Genomic DNA, 18,487 nt, shown 5'->3' with positions numbered 1-18,487 from the left:
ACGAGCAGATCGACAATCTGGTTGCTCAGGGCAACTGGATATCCAAACCATGGTTGAACCGGTTGGTGAAGTTGGCCAACGCCACGGTGCCCGCCAGTGAAACCAGTTGTTTCTCGTTGAGGAAGTTTTTCAGGTTCTTCACAGTGGCGTCATCGACCTGAGCCGCCTTAGTCAGTTGCTCAGCGTAGGCCAGTACGGTTTTTTCTTCGTCGCTGAAAGCGGCACTGTCGCGATAGTTGTCGATGTCGGCGAGTTGTTGATCCGTCACTCCGGCTTGCTTCGCAGCTTGCTTGTGATAGTGAGCGCAGTAATCGCACTGATTGATCTGCGACGATTTGAGGTAAGCCAACTCCCGCAACGTGCCTGGCAAATCATTGCGAATTCCCTCATTGATCTGCGTCATTCCTCCCAGAATATCTGGTTGATGGGCGGCCGTGCTGAAGATGTTCAACGACTGACCGAACTTTTCCTCGATCGCCTTCAGGATCGGCTGAGACTTTTGGGGAGCGTTGCCAGCATCAAGCGGTTGTACGTGTGGCATGTGTCATCTTTCTTTATGCTGTGCGTTTCGTTGAAAGCCGTGGACGGAAAGTCTTGATGGCTTCCGCCTACGGCTACCGAAGTCCAATCGTCCTATGCGGACAGCATTTCGCGACACGCTTTTTCACATTCGAGGCAAACCTTCGCACACTCCGCCATATGCTTGTCGTCGGGAAACTTCTTACAGGCCTCTGCGCATTTCGCACAGGCATCCGCACAGGCTTTACAGATCAGTTCGGCGAACGGGCCTCTGCGCGACACGATCTGCGCGGCCGCCACGCACATGTCGGCACAGTCCTGACAAGTGGCGAGGGTAGTCGCATGTTTCGAATGGCCTTGCTTTAGCATCATCGCGCAGTGATTCGCGCATGAATTGCATTCGCGCTGGCACTCCGAACAAGCGGCCGCGCATTTTTCGAACACACTACGGTCATGATCGTGGCTGGCATGGTGTTCATGCTCATCGGCTTTCAGGGGATTCGGCAACGTTGCGGCAGCCATCCCGGCGAGTCCGGCAGCGACGAATTGTCTTCGTTCTAACATCATCAACTCCTTAATGTGAGATCAACCCGTGTGAATACCTGTGGAGTACCACCAAACTGGCAGCCAGACTGCCAAGTTGAGTGTTCGATGACCGAAGGTCAGGTTTGGAGCAGTCGACACGAATCGACGGTTGCGTTTCCTAGCGGTCTTGTGTGGCTTTGTTAACCACATGCCGCGAGGCCGCAATTGTCATGCCGACCGAAGGACGCGGACTCACTACATCTCACTTGTCACTCACAGCCTGCCCTACGTTTTTTTCGCGAAGCGTCGCAATACGACATAAAACACCGGCGTGAGGAACAATCCGAAGATGGTCACGCCGAGCATACCGCTGAAGACGGCAGTTCCGAGAGCACGACGCATTTCCGCTCCCGCTCCGGTGGCGATCAGCAGGGGAATCACGCCGAGGATGAACGAGAACGCGGTCATCAGAATCGCGCGGAGTCGGAGACGACACGCCTCGACTGCGGCTTCGAATCGGTCTTTGCCTTTGTCTTCCTCGGCTTTGGCGAATTCAACGATGAGGATCGCGTTTTTGCACGCCAAACCGACGAGAACGACGAAACCGATTTGCGTGAGGATGTTGTTGTCCATGCCCCGAATCGCGACACCGGTGATCGCACAGAGTAGGCACATCGGGACAATGAGAATCACCGCCAACGGCAGGGTCCAACTTTCATACTGTGCCGACAATGCGAGAAACACGAACAAGACACACAACGGGAAGATGAAAATCGCCGTGTTGCCGGCGGCTTTCTCTTGGTAGGAGAGGTCGGTCCATTCATACGCGAAACCGGGCGGTAGAGATTCGTCGCAAATTTGTTCAAGAGCCGTGATCGCTTCCCCCGAACTAAATCCCGGAAGTGTGCTGCCACTGATGTCGGCCGCGGGGAACAAGTTGTATCGCACCACGCGGTCGGGGCCGGTGATAGACTGCACATTCACCAGCGAACCCAACGGCACAATGGCGCCGTTGTTACTGCGTGTGCGGAGACGATCGATATCCGAAATCTCGTCGCGAAACTCCGCTTCGGCTTGGGCGGAAACACGATACGTTCGCCCAAGGTAGTTGAAGTCGTTGACGTAAACTGACCCCAAGTAGATTTGCAGAGCGTTGAACACGTTGTTCACCGGGACATCGAGCATGCGAACTTTAGTGCGGTCGATGTCGGCGTAAATTTGCGGGGTGTTCGCACGGAAAGTGGTAAAGACCTGCACCAAACCGGGCGTTTGGTTGGCACGTGTGGCGATGATGTTCGCGGCATTTTGCAGGGCTTCAAATCCCATGCTGCTACGATCTTCGATTTGCAGTTTGAATCCGCCACCGGTTCCGATCCCCTGCACCGGTGGCGGAGGAATAACAACAACTTGGGCATCTTGGATCGCTGTTAGTCGGCCGCGAAAGTCTTTGAGAATGACATTGTCGGTGAGACCATCGGGAATGCGGTTTTCAAAGTCTTCGAGCGTCACAAACACCGCCGCCGTATTTGGGTTGTTCGAGCGGGTGGCTCCCGAGAACCCCGCGAACTGCACTGCGTTGGCGATACCGGGGGTCTCCAAAGCGATTTCGCCAATACGTTTCGTGACGGCATCCGTTCGAGAGAGCGAAGCGGAGTCGGGCAGTTGCACCGCGACAATCAGATATCCTTGATCCTGAGCCGGAATGAAACCCGTCGGGACTCGAGTGAAGCCGAAGTACGTCAATCCCATCAACCCGACATACACAACGAGGACGATGGCCGTCATTCGCACAATGCGTTTGACGGTCCCCGCGTAGATGTTGCTGCTCCAATCAAACGCCTTGTTAAACAGATTGAAAAACCAACCGAATAACACCCCTTGAACTTTCGCCGCCCAACCGGTTGCTTCTTGTTTGGGCTTCAAGATCAACGCGCACAATGCGGGGCTGAGTGTGAGCGAGACGAATGTGGAAATGCCCGTGGCGACGGCGATGGTCACCGCAAATTGACGGTAGAACTGGCCGCTGATCCCGGCGATGAAAGCGGTCGGCACAAAGACGGCAATCAAGACGACCGTGGTGGCGATCAAAGCGCTGCCGACTTCGTCCATGGCTTCACGAGTGGCTTCGCGTGGCGGGCGTCCTTCGCTGATGAGACGTTCGACTGTTTCAACAACGACAATGGCATCGTCCACCACCACACCAATCGCCAGCACCAACCCGAACAGGGAAAGACTGTTCAACGAAAACCCGAGCGCGAGCATCACCGCAAACGTGCCGATGAGGGCAACCGGGATCGCGACGGCGGGAATGATCGTCGTTCGCCAACTTTGCAGAAACAAAAAGACGGTGAGCACGACCAAAGCCGCCGCCTGAAAGAGTGTCACGAAGACTTCGTCGATCGAGTCTTGAATGAAATTTGTCGGGTTATAGACGACTTTGTAATCCAGCCCACTGGGCATATCTTCGGCGATGTCTTCCAACGCGGCGAGTACACCTTGAGCGGTTTCGAGAGCGTTTGAACCGGGACGCTGTGAGATCGCAATCGCGACGGCGTCTTCACCGTTGAGGTAGCTGTTGAGTGCGTATTCCTTCGCTCCCAACTCGACTCGGGCCAAGTCACGAACGCGAACCAGTCGTCCGTCGTCGCCACTCTTGACGACGATGTCGGCGAACTCGTCGGGTGTTTTGAGTCGGCCTTGCGTACTCACACTGAGTTGGAACGCCCGGTCGTTCGGTAGCGGAGGTTGGCCGATGACACCGGCCGCCACCTGCACGTTCTGCTCACGAAGGGCTTGCACGACTTCGTCTGCCGTCAGATCGAGCGAAGCGATCTTCTCCATGTCGAGCCAAATTCGCATGGAATATTCACGGGCACCGAACACGATGACATCACCCACGCCGTCGATCCGAGCCAACATATCCCGCACACGCAGGTATGCAAAATTGCTGACGTAGAGCAAATCTCGGCTGTTGTCGGGAGAGATCAAGTGAGCGACGAGCAGCAAATCCGGCGAGGATTTCTTCGTCGTCACACCGACTTGCCGAACTTCTTCCGGCAGACGTGGTAGTGCGACGGAGACTCGGTTTTGCACCAGGACCTGAGCTTGGTCAACGTCGGTGCCTTGGGCGAATGTGATAGTGAGTTGCATCGTGCCGTCCGTTGACGACTGCGATTGCATATAGAGCATGTTCTCGACACCGTTGATTTCCTGCTCCAACGGTGTGGCGACGGTTTCGGCGATCGTTTCCGGATTCGCTCCGGCGTACACGGCTGTCACTTGCACGGTCGGCAAAGCGACGTCCGGGTATTGGGAAACCGGCAAAACGAAATATGCCAACCCACCCACAAGAACAATCACCACACTCAGCACGGTGGCGAAGATCGGTCGGTCGATGAAAAAGTGCGGGAATTTCATGTTGGGCCGTCGGGAGTTTTCCGGTGTCCGTGGCGAGCGTCATCTCACAACATCACTCAAGACCATCTCATTGCATCATTCATTGGTCGCGGAGTCGTCCGAAGAGGGCGGCGGATCATCGTCGGTGAGGAACGCTTCCTTGCTCTTTTTGGTCAGCCATTTTTCTTCCGGGACGGGTTCGTAGGTGTTGGGAAGACCGTCATCTTCGGTGATTTCGATTTTCCCAGGTTGAGGATCGACCGGAACGCCGGGACGAAGAAGCTGTAATCCGTCGATCACGATTCGCTCATCACCCTCAAGACCATCGGAGACTACCCGCAGTCCGTGGATATACGAACCGATTTCAATGGGGTGCCGTTTGACTGTGTTGTCCTTTTGCAACACATTCACGAACCGATCCGATTGATCTGTGCCGATGGCGCGGTCGGGAATCAGAACGGCTTCGAACGGGGCTCTGCCCGGCACTCGCAGACGGGCGAACAATCCGGGCGTGAGGTCGGCCGAATCGTTGGGAAAGATTGCTCGAGCGCGAATCGTGCCCGTATTCTTGTCGATCCGGTTGTCGACAAAATCCGTGTGCCCCACATGCGGATAGCCTTTCTCATCGGCCAACTGCAAATAGACCGGGTTCTTAACCTGCCGAGAACTTTGCCGACGCCGTTCGTCCGTCAGGCGAACGTACTTCAAGAAGGCTTGCTCGTTGGCATCGAAATAACAGTGAATCGGATCGAGCGAGACAATCGTCGTCAACAACGTCGCTTGCCCCGTGCCGCCGTCAATGAGGTTCCCCTCGGTCACAAAGTGTCGGCTCGTTCGTCCGGCGATCGGTGCCACAATCTTGGTGTAGCTCAGGTTGAGTTTCGCCGCTTCGACCGCCGCCTGTGCGGTTTTGACGGCCGCTTCACTGGTGGCGAGTCCAGCGTTGGCCGCGGACACCTCCGCTTTCGCTGACTCCACGCTCGCGGTGGCTTGAAGTTGTTCCGCTTCGCTGATTTCTGCTTCGTTCTGCGTGGCTGCGTTGCGGGCTTTCAATTCGGAGATGCGACGGTACTGCCGATTGGCCAACTCCAACCGGGCTTCCGCGTCGGCAACACCGGCATTGGCCGCCTTGATTTTGGACTGGCTTTCCTCGACTTTCGCTTCCGCTTCTTTCAGAGCCGCTTCGGCCTGCGTGAGTTCCGCCTCAAACGGTCGCGGATCAATCACGAACAGCAATTGGCCGCGTTCGACATCCGCACCCTCATCGAAGTTGACGCTCTTAAGATATCCCGTGACGCGGGCGCGAACTTCCACTTCATCAATAGCCGCTAACCGGCCTGTGTAGCGGTCCCACTCCACAACCTGCTGCACCAAGGGCGTCGCCACCGTGACTTTCGGTGCCGGCATTTTTGGGGGTCCATCGGGGGACTCACATCCACATGCCGTCAGGAGAATGGTGATCGTCAGGAAACTGGTGGATGTGAAGGTGAACCGCCCACACATCTGAGAAACACAGCAACGAACCATGACGGCTCCACTTGCAACAGATTCGACGGAAATGCGGTTGAGACTGGAGTGGTATCATAGGCGGCGACTCCCCGAATTTCCACAAGTCGAGCTTGGCACATACACTCATTCGGCGGTCGCATCGAGTTCATCCAAGTCCAACCGGTACAGAATTTGATTGTAATTGTGTCGCGGCGTTGGGGATGACGTTTTCGAGAATTCTTTTGTGTAGGTCGCTTCGAACAACAAAATCGGCGAGGCGTCGGCTGTCATGCCCGCATGGAGTTGTGGGTTGTAAAACGTGTAATTGTGATGCGTGACGACTTGAATGGCATCGCCCCAAGGACCGGTCGGTGCGTCGGCCTCGGCATACCAAATTTCTCCTAGGAACGATTTCTTACCGCCATACTGCGTGAAAACCGTAACCCACTTTTGCCGGTATTCGCTCCAGGCGATCGCCCCGCGATGTGGTTTCACGGAATGGCTCCCGTGCCGAGCCGGAACGTCGCTTTGCGGTGTGAGTGTTTGCCATGTTTTCGAGTCCGTCCAGGCTTCAAAGGTGGCAGGACATCGGAGCGATGGAAACGGATCGCCAAACAGAACCCATCGTTGGCCGTTCTCATCCGTCCAAAACACCGGATGGCCCGTCGGCAAGGTTGGCGAATCGGGAGAGTCTTCGGATTTCGTCCAGATGGTTTTGAGTTTCTCGAACCGTTTTGAATCCTCATTCCAGACGCACAAACCTTTTTCATAAGCCGTGAGCGGCGGACGGATTTTTTCGTAAGCCGCCACAAGTCGGTGACGCCCATTTTGATCCGGCAAACTGACGAATCCCCAAAGCCACGTCGGACCGCTGCCGGGCATCTCCGCAATGTTGCGAGGTGTGTCTGTGGCGTCGGTGACGTAATCGAAACGCAGCCGAATCGGTGGTTCGAATTTCGGGAGTGGCTGCAATGCCGTCGTCGCACCAATCATGTGAAAACGACCGAGCGGATAACCAGGCAAAATGGTATCGCCCCAGGCCCAAAAGAGTTTCCCGTCGTGAACCGCGTTTTGAACGCTGTCGCAGCCAAGGATTTTCTGTTCGGTCCAGTTTGGTTCTAGACCAAGTTTTTGGCTCTCCGCGAACAAACCGGCACCGGTGATGCGTCCCAATCGCTTGGCGGGCAACTCGCGATGAACTTTGACGGTCCGTTTCTCACCCGGTTCGGGAACGAGTCGCACACCCCGATAACCGAAGCCGTCTTTCGGAACACCGTAGCCGTGCCCTTCAATGGTGAACCACGTTGGTACGCCCATCAATTCCGGCAAGTCGAACGCGATCCGTCCGGCGTTGTCGGAAACGAATCGCACGTTGTGGTTCGTTCGTAATTCCACCAGCGGCACCGGCCAATTGGTCTCGGCGTCGATGACCTGAATCTCACACGGCTCAACCGCAGCCACGTCATCGGTCAACAGGAACGAAACAACCAGCAATCCTAAGAACCAAACTCGTTTCACGTCGAACTCCTTTCGTTATCCCATGTCGATCGGTCGCAAGTGTATCGCGGGCGAGCGACTCTTGATATCCTACAGCATCGTGAACTGAATGATGATCAGGATGTGTAGTTATGTCATCGGATAATAAATCGGTTGTGGTTGGGTTGGGAGAAGTTCTCTGGGACTGTTTCAACGATTTCCGGCGACCGGGCGGAGCGCCCGCGAACATGGCGTTTCATGCCGACCAACTTGGTGCCCGAGGCGTGGTTGCTTCGAGAATCGGCGCCGATGAACTCGGCAATGAGTTCGCCACGTATTTGAGCGAACAAGGTCTGACGACCGATTGGCTGCAGCGTGATGAAAACCATGCCACCGGTTGGGCCACCGTTGACGAAAGTTTGCCCGGCCATCCGGATTTCATCATCCACGAAAATGTCGCGTGGGATTTTCTGGAACCGACCGTTCAACTCCGCGAATTAATGCGGACCGCTGATGCCGTCTGCTTTGGAACACTCGCGCAGCGATCGGAAGTAACGCGACAAACAATTTATGATTCCCTCGCCGCAACGAAGTGGGATTGTCTGCGAGTATACGACGTCAACTTGCGACAAGATTACTACCGACACGAATGGATTCGCCAATCGTTGGACTTGGCCAGTGCGGTGAAACTCAACGAGCACGAAGCCGCCGTACTGGGAGCGATTCTCGAGATCGGTTCGCCTGACACCGAGGACGGAAACCGACTCGCCGAATTCGCCAAACGGGTCTGTGAAATTCATCGTCTACGGTTGGCGTGCATCACGCGAGGCGAACGCGGATGTGTTGTGGTTTCGGGCGAACAAACCGCCATTGTGTCGGGGCAACCGGTGAACGTGTCGGACTCCGTTGGGGCGGGCGATTCCTTCACCGCGGCGTTGATCACAACGCAGTTGGCCGGCTGGACATTGGAAGAATCCGCCGGGTTCGCGAATGCGGTCGGTGGACTCGTTGCGACACACCAAGGTGCGATGCCGTCACTCCGCGAAGAATATGCCGCTTTGAAATCGCAATTTCATTCCGGCTGATCTGTCGCCCGCTTTCAGCCGTCGCCTTCCATTCCCCTTCGAATTGACATCAAGAGTTCGCCCGTGTGGTCTCGTAAACGCCTCGACATTGGTTGGACCGATTTCGCCGCCGGTTTGCTCGGGAGCGGCTTGCGTTGGAACCGAGAGCATCAACACCAAGCCATCGAACAGGCGTGGTCGACGGATCGAGAATCGCTCGTGTGCTTGTCGGTGCGTAGCGGTTGGGATTTGTTTCTCTCAACGTTGAATTTACCGCCGGGCAGCGAAGTCTTAATGTCGGCGTTGACGATTCCGGATATGGCTCGGATCGTCGAAGCACACGGGCTGGTGCCGGTGCCGCTCGATCTTGATCCGAATACTCTCGTGCCGACGGTCGAATCGTTTGAACGTGGACTTTCCGAGCGAACACGGATCGTGCTGGTCGCACACCTGTTCGGCACTCGGAACGATTTGAGTGACCTCATCGCCGCTGCACACGCTCATAACTTGATGTTCGTCGAAGACTGTGCCCAAGCCTACATCGGCCCCAGTTTTCGTGGGCATGCCGACAGCGACGCCGTGCTATTCAGTTTTGGAACGATCAAAACCGCGACCGCGCTCGGCGGTGCTGTGGTGCAAATTGCCGACGAAACAATTCGCAATGCCATGCGGAAACGGCAAGCGGAATACGCCGTGCAATCGCGTGCAAAGTTCGCCCAGCGTCTTGTGAAGTACGCGGCATTGAAGTTCATCTCCTTGCGTCCGTGTTACGGATTGTTCGTGCAGGGTTGCCGAATGATCGGACGAGACTACAACGCCATCCTTAACAAATCCGTCAAAGGATTCGGCACGGCCGCCCCGATCGAACGCTTTCGCTCCCAACCGTCGGCACCCCTGCTGGGATTGCTGAAACGACGGATTCAGCGGCCGCCGGTCGATCGCATCGAACGTCAGGCATCATTGGGGCGGCGGATTTATCAGCAACTTGCGACCGATGTCCCCTGCCCCGGCGGTGCCGTTCCCGAGCACTGTTTCTGGGTGTTTCCATTGAGTCCGTCCGATCCCCAAAGTTTGATTGAGAGTCTTCGAGACGCAGGGTTTGATACTACTCAAGGAGAGAGTTTGTGTGTCGTCAATACTCCGAAAGATCGACCCGAACTCGATCCTGCCGTTTCGCGTCAGTTACTCGAACGCCTTGTCTATCTGCCACTTTATCCCGCTTTGACGGAGTCCGCTTGCGACCAGATGGCGAAAATCGTTCAGAAACAAATTCGTGAACCCTCAAAAACACCGTGATTTGGTTCCAAAGAGTCTCCAAAATTGGAAGAAATCTTCATCACCGGGGACGTGCGTTCGGATGGTTGTCCCTTTAGAATAGAGGTTTGGTGAATTCAACCCGGCATTCGCCGCAGACTTCAGACGATTCAAATATGCAACACCTTCGCAGCTTGCACGACCTGAGTGCTGACGACATTCGAGACATTCTCACCCTCTCTGGTGAAATCAAATCCGAAGTGAAAAACGGTAAACGCTCCGACCGCTTGGCCGGTCGCGTGTTGTCGTTGGTTTTTGAGAAACCCTCATTGCGAACCCGCGTGAGTTTCGAAGCTGGCATGACGCAACTTGGCGGACGCGGAATTTTTCTGTCCGCGAAAGAAGCCGGCTTGAACGGTCGCGAAAGCTTGGCGGACGTGGCTCGCGTTCTCAGTTCCTATTCCGACGCCATCGCCCTGCGGACATTTTCGCAAACCTTGATTGAGGAATTTGCGGATTGGTCGAAGTGTCCGGTGATCAACGCTCTTTCCGATGATCGCCACCCATGCCAAGCGCTGACCGATTTGCTGACGATTCAGGAATCGTTTGGCACACTCGACGGCGTGCGAATTGTGTATGTCGGCGATGGCAATAACATCGCGGCATCGCTGGCGATTGCCACTTCGATGCTCGGGATGCCGATGACGTTTGCGTCACCTGCGGACTACGAGCTTGATCCGGCGTTCCTGAATCACCTTCGGGATCAACACCCCAAAGCCGATTTGACCGTTACCAACGACGTCGCTGAAGCCGTCAAGACGGCGAGTGTTGTCTACACGGACGTTTGGGCAAGCATGGGGCAAGAAGAAGAGTCGAAGGCTCGCCAGGAAGTCTTCCGACCGTTCCAGGTCAATCAGCAACTGATGGCGCTTGCACCGTCGGATGCAAAGTTCATGCACGACCTGCCCGCCCACCGTGGCGAGGAAGTCACTGATGAAGTGATCGACGGCCCGCAAAGCCTCGCATTCACGCAAGCCGAAAACCGCATGCACCTGGCGAAAGGTTTGTTGGTGTGGTTGCTGACAAAGGCGGATCAGAAGTAAATGGCACTGCGAGCCATGTCGGGACTGCCCAGCAATTCGGACATGGCTACATGGTCGAAACGAATGCATGACTTCCATGTTGCTCATGCTTGAAGACGATCCAGAGCGAATCGCCCAATTCGAGGCGGCCCTAACAACATTACGGAATCCACCCGCGTTGCAAGTTTGGGCAGATGCTCATCGAATGATTGCCGAAGCCTCGGAATTGGTGCAGAACGCGAAGCTGATTTCTTTGGATCACGATCTTATTCCTGCAGACGGAATGCCTGATCCGGGAGATGGATATTCTGTGGTCCAATGGTTGACTTCTCAGCCTCACATCCGCCCCGTCATCATTCACACCAGCAATGCGGAACGCGCCGCATGGATGACTGGTGAGTTCGACTTGAATGGCTGGGCCTATCATCGGGTCTTGCCGTTGGATCAAAATTGGGTCTTTGATTGGTGGCTGCCCACCGTTCAAGAGATTCTGAGGGCGGGCTAAAACGGCTCGCAATTCTACAGATCGGATTGCTCTGAGATTCCGCGGGAACTTCGTATTCGATTGTTACGAACGGTCGACCTGGGTGGCATGTTCGCGTACATTGTTCGCGAACCATGACGAAACCGGGAGAGTGGATACGTGCAAGATTATGAAAAGCTCGGGGCGTTCTACATGGGACGCTTGTACGATCAGGAATCTCGCCAGACCCGCGACGAATTGTTGCTGTATGATTCCAAAGATCTGACCACTCATGGTGTCATTGTCGGCATGACTGGCAGCGGCAAGACCGGGTTGGGAGTGGCTCTCTTAGAAGAAGCCGCGATTGATGGCATTCCTGCGATCGCGATTGATCCCAAGGGCGACTTGGGCAATTTGCTGCTGACTTTTCCAGACTTGTCCGCCGCGGAATTTCGTCCGTGGATCGACGAAGGCGAAGCCACCCGGAAAGGCATGAACCCCGACCAGTACGCCGCCAAGGTGGCGAAGACCTGGAAAGAGGGGCTCGCCAGTTGGCATCAGCCACCGGAACGAATCGGGTTGTACGAGGATTCCGCCGAGCGTGTCATCTATACCCCCGGCAGCGATTCGGGGCGGCCGCTGACGGTGTTGCAATCGTTGGAGCCACCGCCGCCGGAAGTCCGCGAGGACCAAGAAACCTTCCGCGAACAAATCTCCGCCACCACGTCCGGTTTGCTCGCATTGTTGGGAATCAAAGCCGATCCGATCCAAAGTCGCGAACACATCCTCATCGCGAACTTGATCGATCACGCGTGGCGAGCTGGCAAAGGTCTCGACATTCCGGATTTGATTCGAGGAATTCAAGCTCCCCCGTTTGAGACCGTCGGCGTGTTCGATTTGGACACGTTCTTCCCAGCAAAGGATCGCACGGCACTGGCGATGCGATTGAACAACTTGCTCGCGTCGCCCACATTCGCCGGTTGGATGCAGGGGGAACCACTCGATATCAAAAGTTTGCTCTACACTGCTGACGGTCGACCGAAACTATCGATCATTTCCATCTCGCACATGGGCGATTCGGAGCGAATGTTCTTCGTGACGATTCTGCTCAACCAATTGCTTGCGTGGGTTCGAACGCAACCAGGAACGTCGAGTCTGCGGGCAATGTTCTACATGGACGAAATTTTCGGCTACTTCCCACCGGTCGCCAAGCCGCCCAGCAAAGGGCCTATGTTGACGCTCTTGAAACAGGCGCGAGCGTACGGACTAGGAATTGTGCTCTCCACGCAGAATCCGGCCGACTTGGATTACAAAGGGCTCTCAAATACCGGGACGTGGTTTCTGGGGCGATTGCAAACCGATCGCGACAAGCAACGTGTGCTCGATGGTTTGGAAGGGGCCAGCACGCAGGCGGGAAAAGCGTTCGATCGCAGCGAAATGGATTCGCTTCTGTCGGGGCTGAATCAACGTGTCTTTCTGATGAACAACGTGCATGACGATGCCCCCGTGCTGTTTCAAACTCGCTGGGTGCTATCGTATCTGCGAGGACCGCTGACTCGCGATCAAATTCGCAAGTTAACACCGGTTGACGAATCGGAACCATCGCCGTCGCAATCACGTGAAATTCACCCCCGCACCGCACAGCCCGAATCCCCCGCCAGCGACGATTCCACCACGCGACCGCTCATACCGCCGACCGTCAAAGAGGTGGTACTGGAAGCCGAGAAGAATCCTGCGACTCACGAAACACGCCTTTATCGCCCTGCGGTGATTGGGCGGTTGAGACTTCACTTCGTCTACAAAACTTACGGCGTGGACGAATGGCGTGACGATGTGTGGATGGCGTTGGCCGATGAAGACATGACGAATCCTCCTTGGGAGTCCGCTGAGAGTTACTCCCCGGCGGCTATCCAAGAACGCCGCGAACCGGAACCGGAAGCCGAATTCGAAACCATCCCGGCGGAATTGCTCAAAGCCGACAACTACAAATCGTGGACGAAAGACCTAAAGGACTTCGCTTACGATTCCGTCCGCGAAATCGTCTGGAAGTGTTCGGAGCTGAAAACCTATTCCGAAGCGGGAGAGTCCGAACGGGATTTCCGAATTCGACTCACGCAAGCCGCGCGAGAGAAACGCGATTTGGAAGTCGAGAAACTTCGACAAAAGTATTCTTCAAAACTGGCGACCATCGAAAAACGCATCGACACTGCCGAGCGTGCTGTCAAACGGGAAACGGAACAGTACGAACGTGCTCGCAGTAGCAGCGTGCTGTCCATCGGCTCCACGATTCTCGGCGCGTTGTTCGGTCGGAAACTGAAGAGCCGATCGAACGTGACCAAAACAACGAGCAGCATCCGTTCTGTTGGTCGGGCCGCTGATCAGCGTAGTGATATCGCCGAAGCCGAGGCGAAAGTTGAGGAATTGCAGACTGAACTGAAAGCGTTGCAAGCGGAGTCCGACGACGCAATTCACAAGCTGCAACAGGAATACGACATTCACCGGTTGGAACTGGAACGCAAGGAAGTCAAACCTCGCAAGTCGGAAATTGAAATCGAGCAAGTCGCGTTTGCCTGGGTGCCCTGGGCCATCGACGACAACAACCGAGCGCGACCGCTGTTGGCTCCGCAGCCGAAGATGTAGAGAAAGGATTGTAGAGAGTCGAGACAGAGTGAATCGCTCGACTCTCAAATTCCGCCATTAGTGTTGGAACAGAAACTCTTTGGTATTGAGAATCGCCCAGCCGACATCTTCGAGAGCCAACCGGCGGTTATCGCTGGCGGCGATGTGGGCTTTCGCGGCTTCCAGTTCGGCGGCAACCGGCTCACGCGAGACTGCGGCCAAATACAATGTGTTGATGATTTCCTCGTCGGATTTCTTCGCGTCGATCATCTTTTTGATCCGGCTGGAATCGCTGCGAAGTTTGCCATGCACCAGCGGTCCGTTGATCATTTGCAGAGCTTGCGAGAGGTTCGAGTCCGTCGAGCGTTCACATTGGCAGGCCATCTCGCGTTGCGGTTGCCCGAAGATTTTGAGGAAGTCGTGATTTTCCGGCGGAACCGGCAACGCGACCGCACGTGTGCCAGCCGGTTGCCCACTGAATGATTCCGGCATCGCGGTGACCTGGCAGATCGCATCGAGCAACTGTTCGGCGGCGAGCAACCGTGTGTTGGCGTGCGAATGGTAAATTTCATCATCAGCGTTGAACTCGTTCTTGCGAGCGGAAAGCTGGTACACCTGGCTGTTCATGATTGTGCGGATCGCCCATTTTCGGCTGTAACCGTGCTCGATGAATTGCTCGGTGAGTTCCGCGAGCAACTCGGCATTGGACGGCGGGTTGGAATCACGGAAGTCGTCGACCGGTTCCACGATTCCCCGTCCCATGAGATGCCCCCAAATCCGATTGACCGACGCTTTGGCGAAGAATGGATTTTCGTGATCGGTGAGCCAATCGGCAAAGACTTTCCGTCGATCTTGATCGGCCGGCACATCGACATCACCTTTGAGAAGCAAATGAACTTTCATCGTTTCGCCGGTGCGAGGTTGTTTAACCTCGCCAGTGGGTTGCACATAGATAATTTCCTCGTCAACTCGTGGACCACTTTTCCGCCCGACGCGTGTGAACGCCGCCGCGATGCCGTAATAGTTGTCCTGAGACCAACGCTCGAACGGATGGTTATGACACTTCGCACATTGAATTCGCACACCGAGAAACAGTTGAGCGGTGGTTTCGGTGGCATCTAACGCATCACGACTGGCTCGCCAGAAGTTTGCGGGAGGATTCTCGAAAACACTTCCCCGAGCGGTGAGCAGTTCGTTTGCAAATTCGTCCAACGGGCGATCGTCCCGAATGTTCTTGAACAACCACCGATGAAATTTATGCACGCCTGTGGTCTGTAATTTCTTCGGGTTGGCTCGCAGAATGTCTGCCCATTTGAGCGTCCAGAATTCGGCGAAATCGTTGGTCTCGAGCAGATCGTCGACCAGTCGCTTCCGTTTGTCCGGTGATGGGTCCGCTAGAAACGCTCGCGTCTCGGAGATTTGAGGCAAACGTCCCGTTAGATCGAGATACGCCCGACGCAAAAACTCGGCATCGCTGCACACGTCTGATGGCATGATCTTGAGGCGTTTGAGCTTGGCGAAAACTAATTCATCGACGAAATTATTGGTCGGCGGATCGGTCCACGCGAAGCCTGGCACGTCTTCGAGGAAGGTCATCGAACTTGTCGCCATGCGTCCGAGGTAACGGGCCAGGATCGTGGTTTCCCCGCGTCCGACTTTCTTAACCACTCCACTTTCAGAGACATTGGCAACCGCTTCATTCGATGAACTGAAACTGGTGAGTGCGGTGAGATCGCGTGTCCGACCATCGGAGAAGTAGCCCTTCACTCGTAGCTGCTGACGATTCCCTGCCGCTTGGAATGTGCGGGTCGATGGCAACAGTTCAATGCGGAGCAAATTTGGTTCGTTGGCGTCCTCGGTTTGCAGTCCTTCCGCGATCCAATCATGCAGCACAGTGTAAACCGCATCGCCTTCGTGAATTCGCTGTCCACCGCCATGCGCGACTTTCATCAGTGGTTTACGGAGCAGCAAACTCGCAGCCGGTTGCATCCGGTTGACGCGTCGGCCGAACACCTCCTGCCGGAGCGTCACGCGATCCAATTCGGGATCGAAGGCGCGCAACGACAGCCGGAATCCGCCCTTCCCCGATGGCGATCCATGACACGCACCCATGTTGCAACCGGCTTTCGTGAGAGCCGCCAGGGTGTCGTTCTTGAAACTGACGGGATCGGGGTCCGTGAAATCCTTGACGACAACACGCACCGACGAAGTTGATTCCCCCACTTTCGCGGTCAAGACCGCTTCGCCGTTGCGATGTGGAATCGCGACGCCATCAACCACCGTGACGATGGTCTCGTCCGAAGTCGTCCACGATGCCCGATCCGATTGGTCCTGAACACGGCTTTCGTTTGGCCATGCTGTGACTGTGAGTTGCTGTCGCGCACGATGACCGGAAAGCTCGAATTCCGTCGGCTCGGCGACGATCACCGGTTCCGCGGCTTGGACGACACGCGGACTACCCCATCCTACGACAACCATCCAGCACAAAAGTCCGACGTAGAATTGTAAGTGTCGAGTCATGAGCTTCCTCGAAATTCGTTTACTTGGCGGGATCGGGCTGGGCCGGTTTGACGTGCAACGGAATTGACGCCGCAGGAACCACAAACGTTTGCTTGCCGCGTTTCAAGGTTCCGCGAACGACAACCGTGTACTCTCCGGGAACGGCTTTGTCGGTCGCTGAGAATGTGATCGTTCCGGCAGAACCGTCTTTGGGAATGGAAACGATCTTCGTGGTCACGTTTGCGGGCAAAAAGGGAACACTCTTCTTGTTCACTGTAACCGGTTGCAGACTCAATGTGATTGGTTCGGTTGTTCCGTCTGCCCACGTCGCGGTGATCTCAACCTTGGTTTGCGATTTCTGAGCCACCTCGATGACGTCTGGCGTGGCGGTGAGTTGAAACAATGGAGCTTCTGCCGTCGCGAGCGAAAATGAAGTCGGCAGCGACTCGGGAAGGGTCGTCCAACTCGCATAGCGTTTCTGCACAGCTGACAGAACCGAGACTGCGTGGTTCGAGTTGGGAGTATCAAGTTGCGATGCCCGGAGCGACAACGATGGCACAAACGAAGTGCTTGCCGAATCGCCGGTGTGTGTGATCGTCATCGCGGCTTGCATTTGTCCAGAACCTAGAACCGTCGGGCGAACCGACCAACCTTCGGGAACATTCTCGGCGGAGATTGTGACCGGCTTCTTATCGCCTGTTCGTGTGATATTCAGGACGGCGGTGCCACCAGCGGGCACATTGAGATGGTCGCTGTCTGCGGAGACGGCGAATGCCGGCGGATTCTGTTTCACGGTGATGCGGTAGACATAACCGGGGCCACCCCGCTGATTCAGGTCAACCGCATGCAACACGTATTCGCCGTCGGCAGCGAATGTGTGCTTGAGGATGGCGTCGCTCGTTCCCACGTCATCCACACTCGCAAGTTTTTTTCCCTTGGAATTCCAGAGAGAGAGGACTAAATCCACCGGCGAACCAACCTTGTGTGTCACCGCCTCGAACTGAAACTTCTGCCCCTTTTGAGCCGAGAATTGAAAATGATCGACGTCGCCAGGGGTTTCGAATCGACCATTGATTTGATCGCCCAAGTCCACGGCGTTGGCTTGCTCACGGGTGTTGTTCGGTTCCGATTCTTGGTATTCGGGATCGTTGCTAACTTGGAGTGTGACAAGCGTGCTCGGTCCATCGGCACCACGGACTCCCAGAGTCAACCAATCACGATCGTTGGGGGGCGTGATCGTTTGTGGTTCAATGTTGGTGCCGTCCAGCGATTCAAACCAGACCGCCGTCGCTTGACCACGCGGAACTGCCAACGGGTATGGCACTGTGACCTGCGGGAAATCGCCAAGCCGCATGTGATACCAATATGTGCTGCCACCCGCGTAGCGAATGTCACGAAGTTCGAGCAGGTATTCGCCTGGTTTGGAGAAAATGTGACTCAGTCGAGCGTCGCCAATCAGGCCAGGTTCGTCATCGCTGAAGGCGACTTCTTGACCGGACGGTTCCAAAATTCGAATCATTGGATCCATTGCCGAGCCAATCCGTCGCGCCAGAACGTCAACCGCAATTCGTTGACCGGCCTCCGCGGAAAACCGGAAATACTGCTGCTGAGTCTTGCCAACGGTTCCCGTGATTGCCGTCGGCAGGGTCACGAGTTGAGCGGTTTCGGGACTTGTATTCTTGGCATCTCGCGGGATGCTCGGCAAGTCGTCCAACACAACCAGTTGGAGCGGGGTGACACCATGGGCGTCAACGATTCGCAGGGTTCCTAAACCGACCGGTGTCGTTTCCGGAATGCCAATTCGAAACCGAAGTGATTTGCCATTGGTGTCGGCGAGTCGTTCGGTCACGGCTGGAAAACTTGTCCAAAGCCGAGCCGCATTCGTGAAGCCGCTACCGATGAAAACTTGCTCAACGGTCGCCCCCGGTTGCAGGGAAATTGGTGCCGAACTGGTGATCACCGGAGACGCGGCAGTCGCCAACGGGACGAGTCCCAGGAACACGCAGACACATCGGGCAATAGACTTCGTGGCGAGCATGGCGGATGCGGATTTGGAGGAGAGTCTCAAATCAACACAACACGGATATATGCCGATTTGTTGA

General features: G+C 55.7%; 12 protein-coding genes. 5 read left to right on the top strand and 7 right to left on the bottom strand.

The window, feature by feature from the left end:
• Positions 1 to 25: 25 nt before the first annotated feature.
• From G6R38_RS18080 to G6R38_RS18060, 5 genes are all read right to left on the bottom strand, one after another.
• Positions 26 to 541 (bottom strand): carboxymuconolactone decarboxylase family protein, encoded by a 516-nt coding sequence (locus G6R38_RS18080; RefSeq protein ID WP_166829314.1) that lies wholly within the window; start codon positions 539 to 541, stop codon positions 26 to 28.
• Between the two features lie 92 nt (positions 542 to 633).
• Positions 634 to 1,086, bottom strand: coding sequence for a four-helix bundle copper-binding protein (locus G6R38_RS18075; RefSeq protein WP_166829305.1), 453 nt, complete (start codon positions 1,084 to 1,086; stop codon positions 634 to 636).
• A 243-nt stretch (positions 1,087 to 1,329) separates the two neighbouring features.
• A complete protein-coding gene (locus tag G6R38_RS18070; RefSeq protein WP_166829299.1) occupies positions 1,330 to 4,461 on the bottom strand; it encodes an efflux RND transporter permease subunit in 3,132 nt (1,043 codons plus the stop codon).
• Between the two features lie 75 nt (positions 4,462 to 4,536).
• On the bottom strand, positions 4,537 to 5,847 hold the full coding sequence (locus tag G6R38_RS18065; RefSeq protein ID WP_206028631.1) for an efflux RND transporter periplasmic adaptor subunit: 1,311 nt from the start codon (positions 5,845 to 5,847) through the stop codon (positions 4,537 to 4,539).
• A 225-nt stretch (positions 5,848 to 6,072) separates the two neighbouring features.
• Positions 6,073 to 7,446 carry a hypothetical protein gene (locus tag G6R38_RS18060; protein WP_206028630.1) on the bottom strand — a complete coding sequence of 458 codons (1,374 nt, stop codon included), beginning with the start codon at positions 7,444 to 7,446 and terminating at the stop codon, positions 6,073 to 6,075.
• 110 nt (positions 7,447 to 7,556) lie between these two features.
• Between G6R38_RS18060 and G6R38_RS18055 the strand changes: the two genes are divergently transcribed.
• From G6R38_RS18055 to G6R38_RS18035, 5 genes are all read left to right on the top strand, one after another.
• A complete protein-coding gene (locus G6R38_RS18055) occupies positions 7,557 to 8,489 on the top strand; it encodes a carbohydrate kinase family protein (protein WP_166829294.1) in 933 nt (310 codons plus the stop codon).
• A gap of 63 nt (positions 8,490 to 8,552) precedes the next feature.
• A complete protein-coding gene (locus G6R38_RS18050) occupies positions 8,553 to 9,764 on the top strand; it encodes an aminotransferase class I/II-fold pyridoxal phosphate-dependent enzyme (protein ID WP_166829285.1) in 1,212 nt (403 codons plus the stop codon).
• 134 nt (positions 9,765 to 9,898) lie between these two features.
• The gene (argF, locus tag G6R38_RS18045; RefSeq protein ID WP_166829282.1) at positions 9,899 to 10,825 is read left to right on the top strand and encodes an ornithine carbamoyltransferase; all 927 of its coding nucleotides are present in this window, start codon (positions 9,899 to 9,901) and stop codon (positions 10,823 to 10,825) included.
• A 67-nt stretch (positions 10,826 to 10,892) separates the two neighbouring features.
• Positions 10,893 to 11,309 carry a cyclic-phosphate processing receiver domain-containing protein gene (locus G6R38_RS18040; RefSeq protein ID WP_166829279.1) on the top strand — a complete coding sequence of 139 codons (417 nt, stop codon included), beginning with the start codon at positions 10,893 to 10,895 and terminating at the stop codon, positions 11,307 to 11,309.
• Between the two features lie 138 nt (positions 11,310 to 11,447).
• Positions 11,448 to 13,907, top strand: a complete 2,460-nt coding sequence (locus G6R38_RS18035) for a helicase HerA domain-containing protein (RefSeq protein ID WP_240928264.1) — start codon at positions 11,448 to 11,450, stop codon at positions 13,905 to 13,907.
• Positions 13,908 to 13,964: 57 nt separating this feature from the next.
• On the opposite strand, the gene G6R38_RS18030 is transcribed toward G6R38_RS18035, so the two are convergent.
• Positions 13,965 to 16,406 carry a DUF1549 domain-containing protein gene (locus G6R38_RS18030; RefSeq protein WP_166829276.1) on the bottom strand — a complete coding sequence of 814 codons (2,442 nt, stop codon included), beginning with the start codon at positions 16,404 to 16,406 and terminating at the stop codon, positions 13,965 to 13,967.
• 19 nt (positions 16,407 to 16,425) lie between these two features.
• Positions 16,426 to 18,453: a COG1470 family protein gene (locus G6R38_RS18025; protein ID WP_206028629.1), complete on the bottom strand. Its 2,028-nt coding sequence runs from the start codon at positions 18,451 to 18,453 to the stop codon at positions 16,426 to 16,428.
• Positions 18,454 to 18,487: the final 34 nt, after the last annotated feature.

The organism is Thalassoroseus pseudoceratinae, assembly GCF_011634775.1.
Classification (GTDB): Bacteria; Planctomycetota; Planctomycetia; order Planctomycetales; family Planctomycetaceae; genus Thalassoroseus; species Thalassoroseus pseudoceratinae.
The sequence above is the reverse complement of the archived record's forward strand: the minus strand, read 5'-3'. Positions and strand labels throughout refer to the sequence as shown.

Bases quoted from the DNA above. Each gene is read 5' to 3' on its own strand.
- G6R38_RS18065 (WP_206028631.1), bottom strand. From the start codon at position 5,847: ATGCCGGCACCGAAAGTCACGGTGGCGACGCCCTTGGTGCAGCAGGTT.
- G6R38_RS18075 (WP_166829305.1), bottom strand. From the start codon at position 1,086: ATGATGTTAGAACGAAGACAATTCGTCGCTGCCGGACTCGCCGGGATG.
- G6R38_RS18055 (WP_166829294.1), top strand. From the start codon at position 7,557: ATGTCATCGGATAATAAATCGGTTGTGGTTGGGTTGGGAGAAGTTCTC.
- argF (WP_166829282.1), top strand. From the start codon at position 9,899: ATGCAACACCTTCGCAGCTTGCACGACCTGAGTGCTGACGACATTCGA.
- G6R38_RS18080 (WP_166829314.1), bottom strand. From the start codon at position 541: ATGCCACACGTACAACCGCTTGATGCTGGCAACGCTCCCCAAAAGTCT.
- G6R38_RS18040 (WP_166829279.1), top strand. From the start codon at position 10,893: ATGACTTCCATGTTGCTCATGCTTGAAGACGATCCAGAGCGAATCGCC.
- G6R38_RS18030 (WP_166829276.1), bottom strand. From the start codon at position 16,406: ATGACTCGACACTTACAATTCTACGTCGGACTTTTGTGCTGGATGGTT.
- G6R38_RS18070 (WP_166829299.1), bottom strand. From the start codon at position 4,461: ATGAAATTCCCGCACTTTTTCATCGACCGACCGATCTTCGCCACCGTG.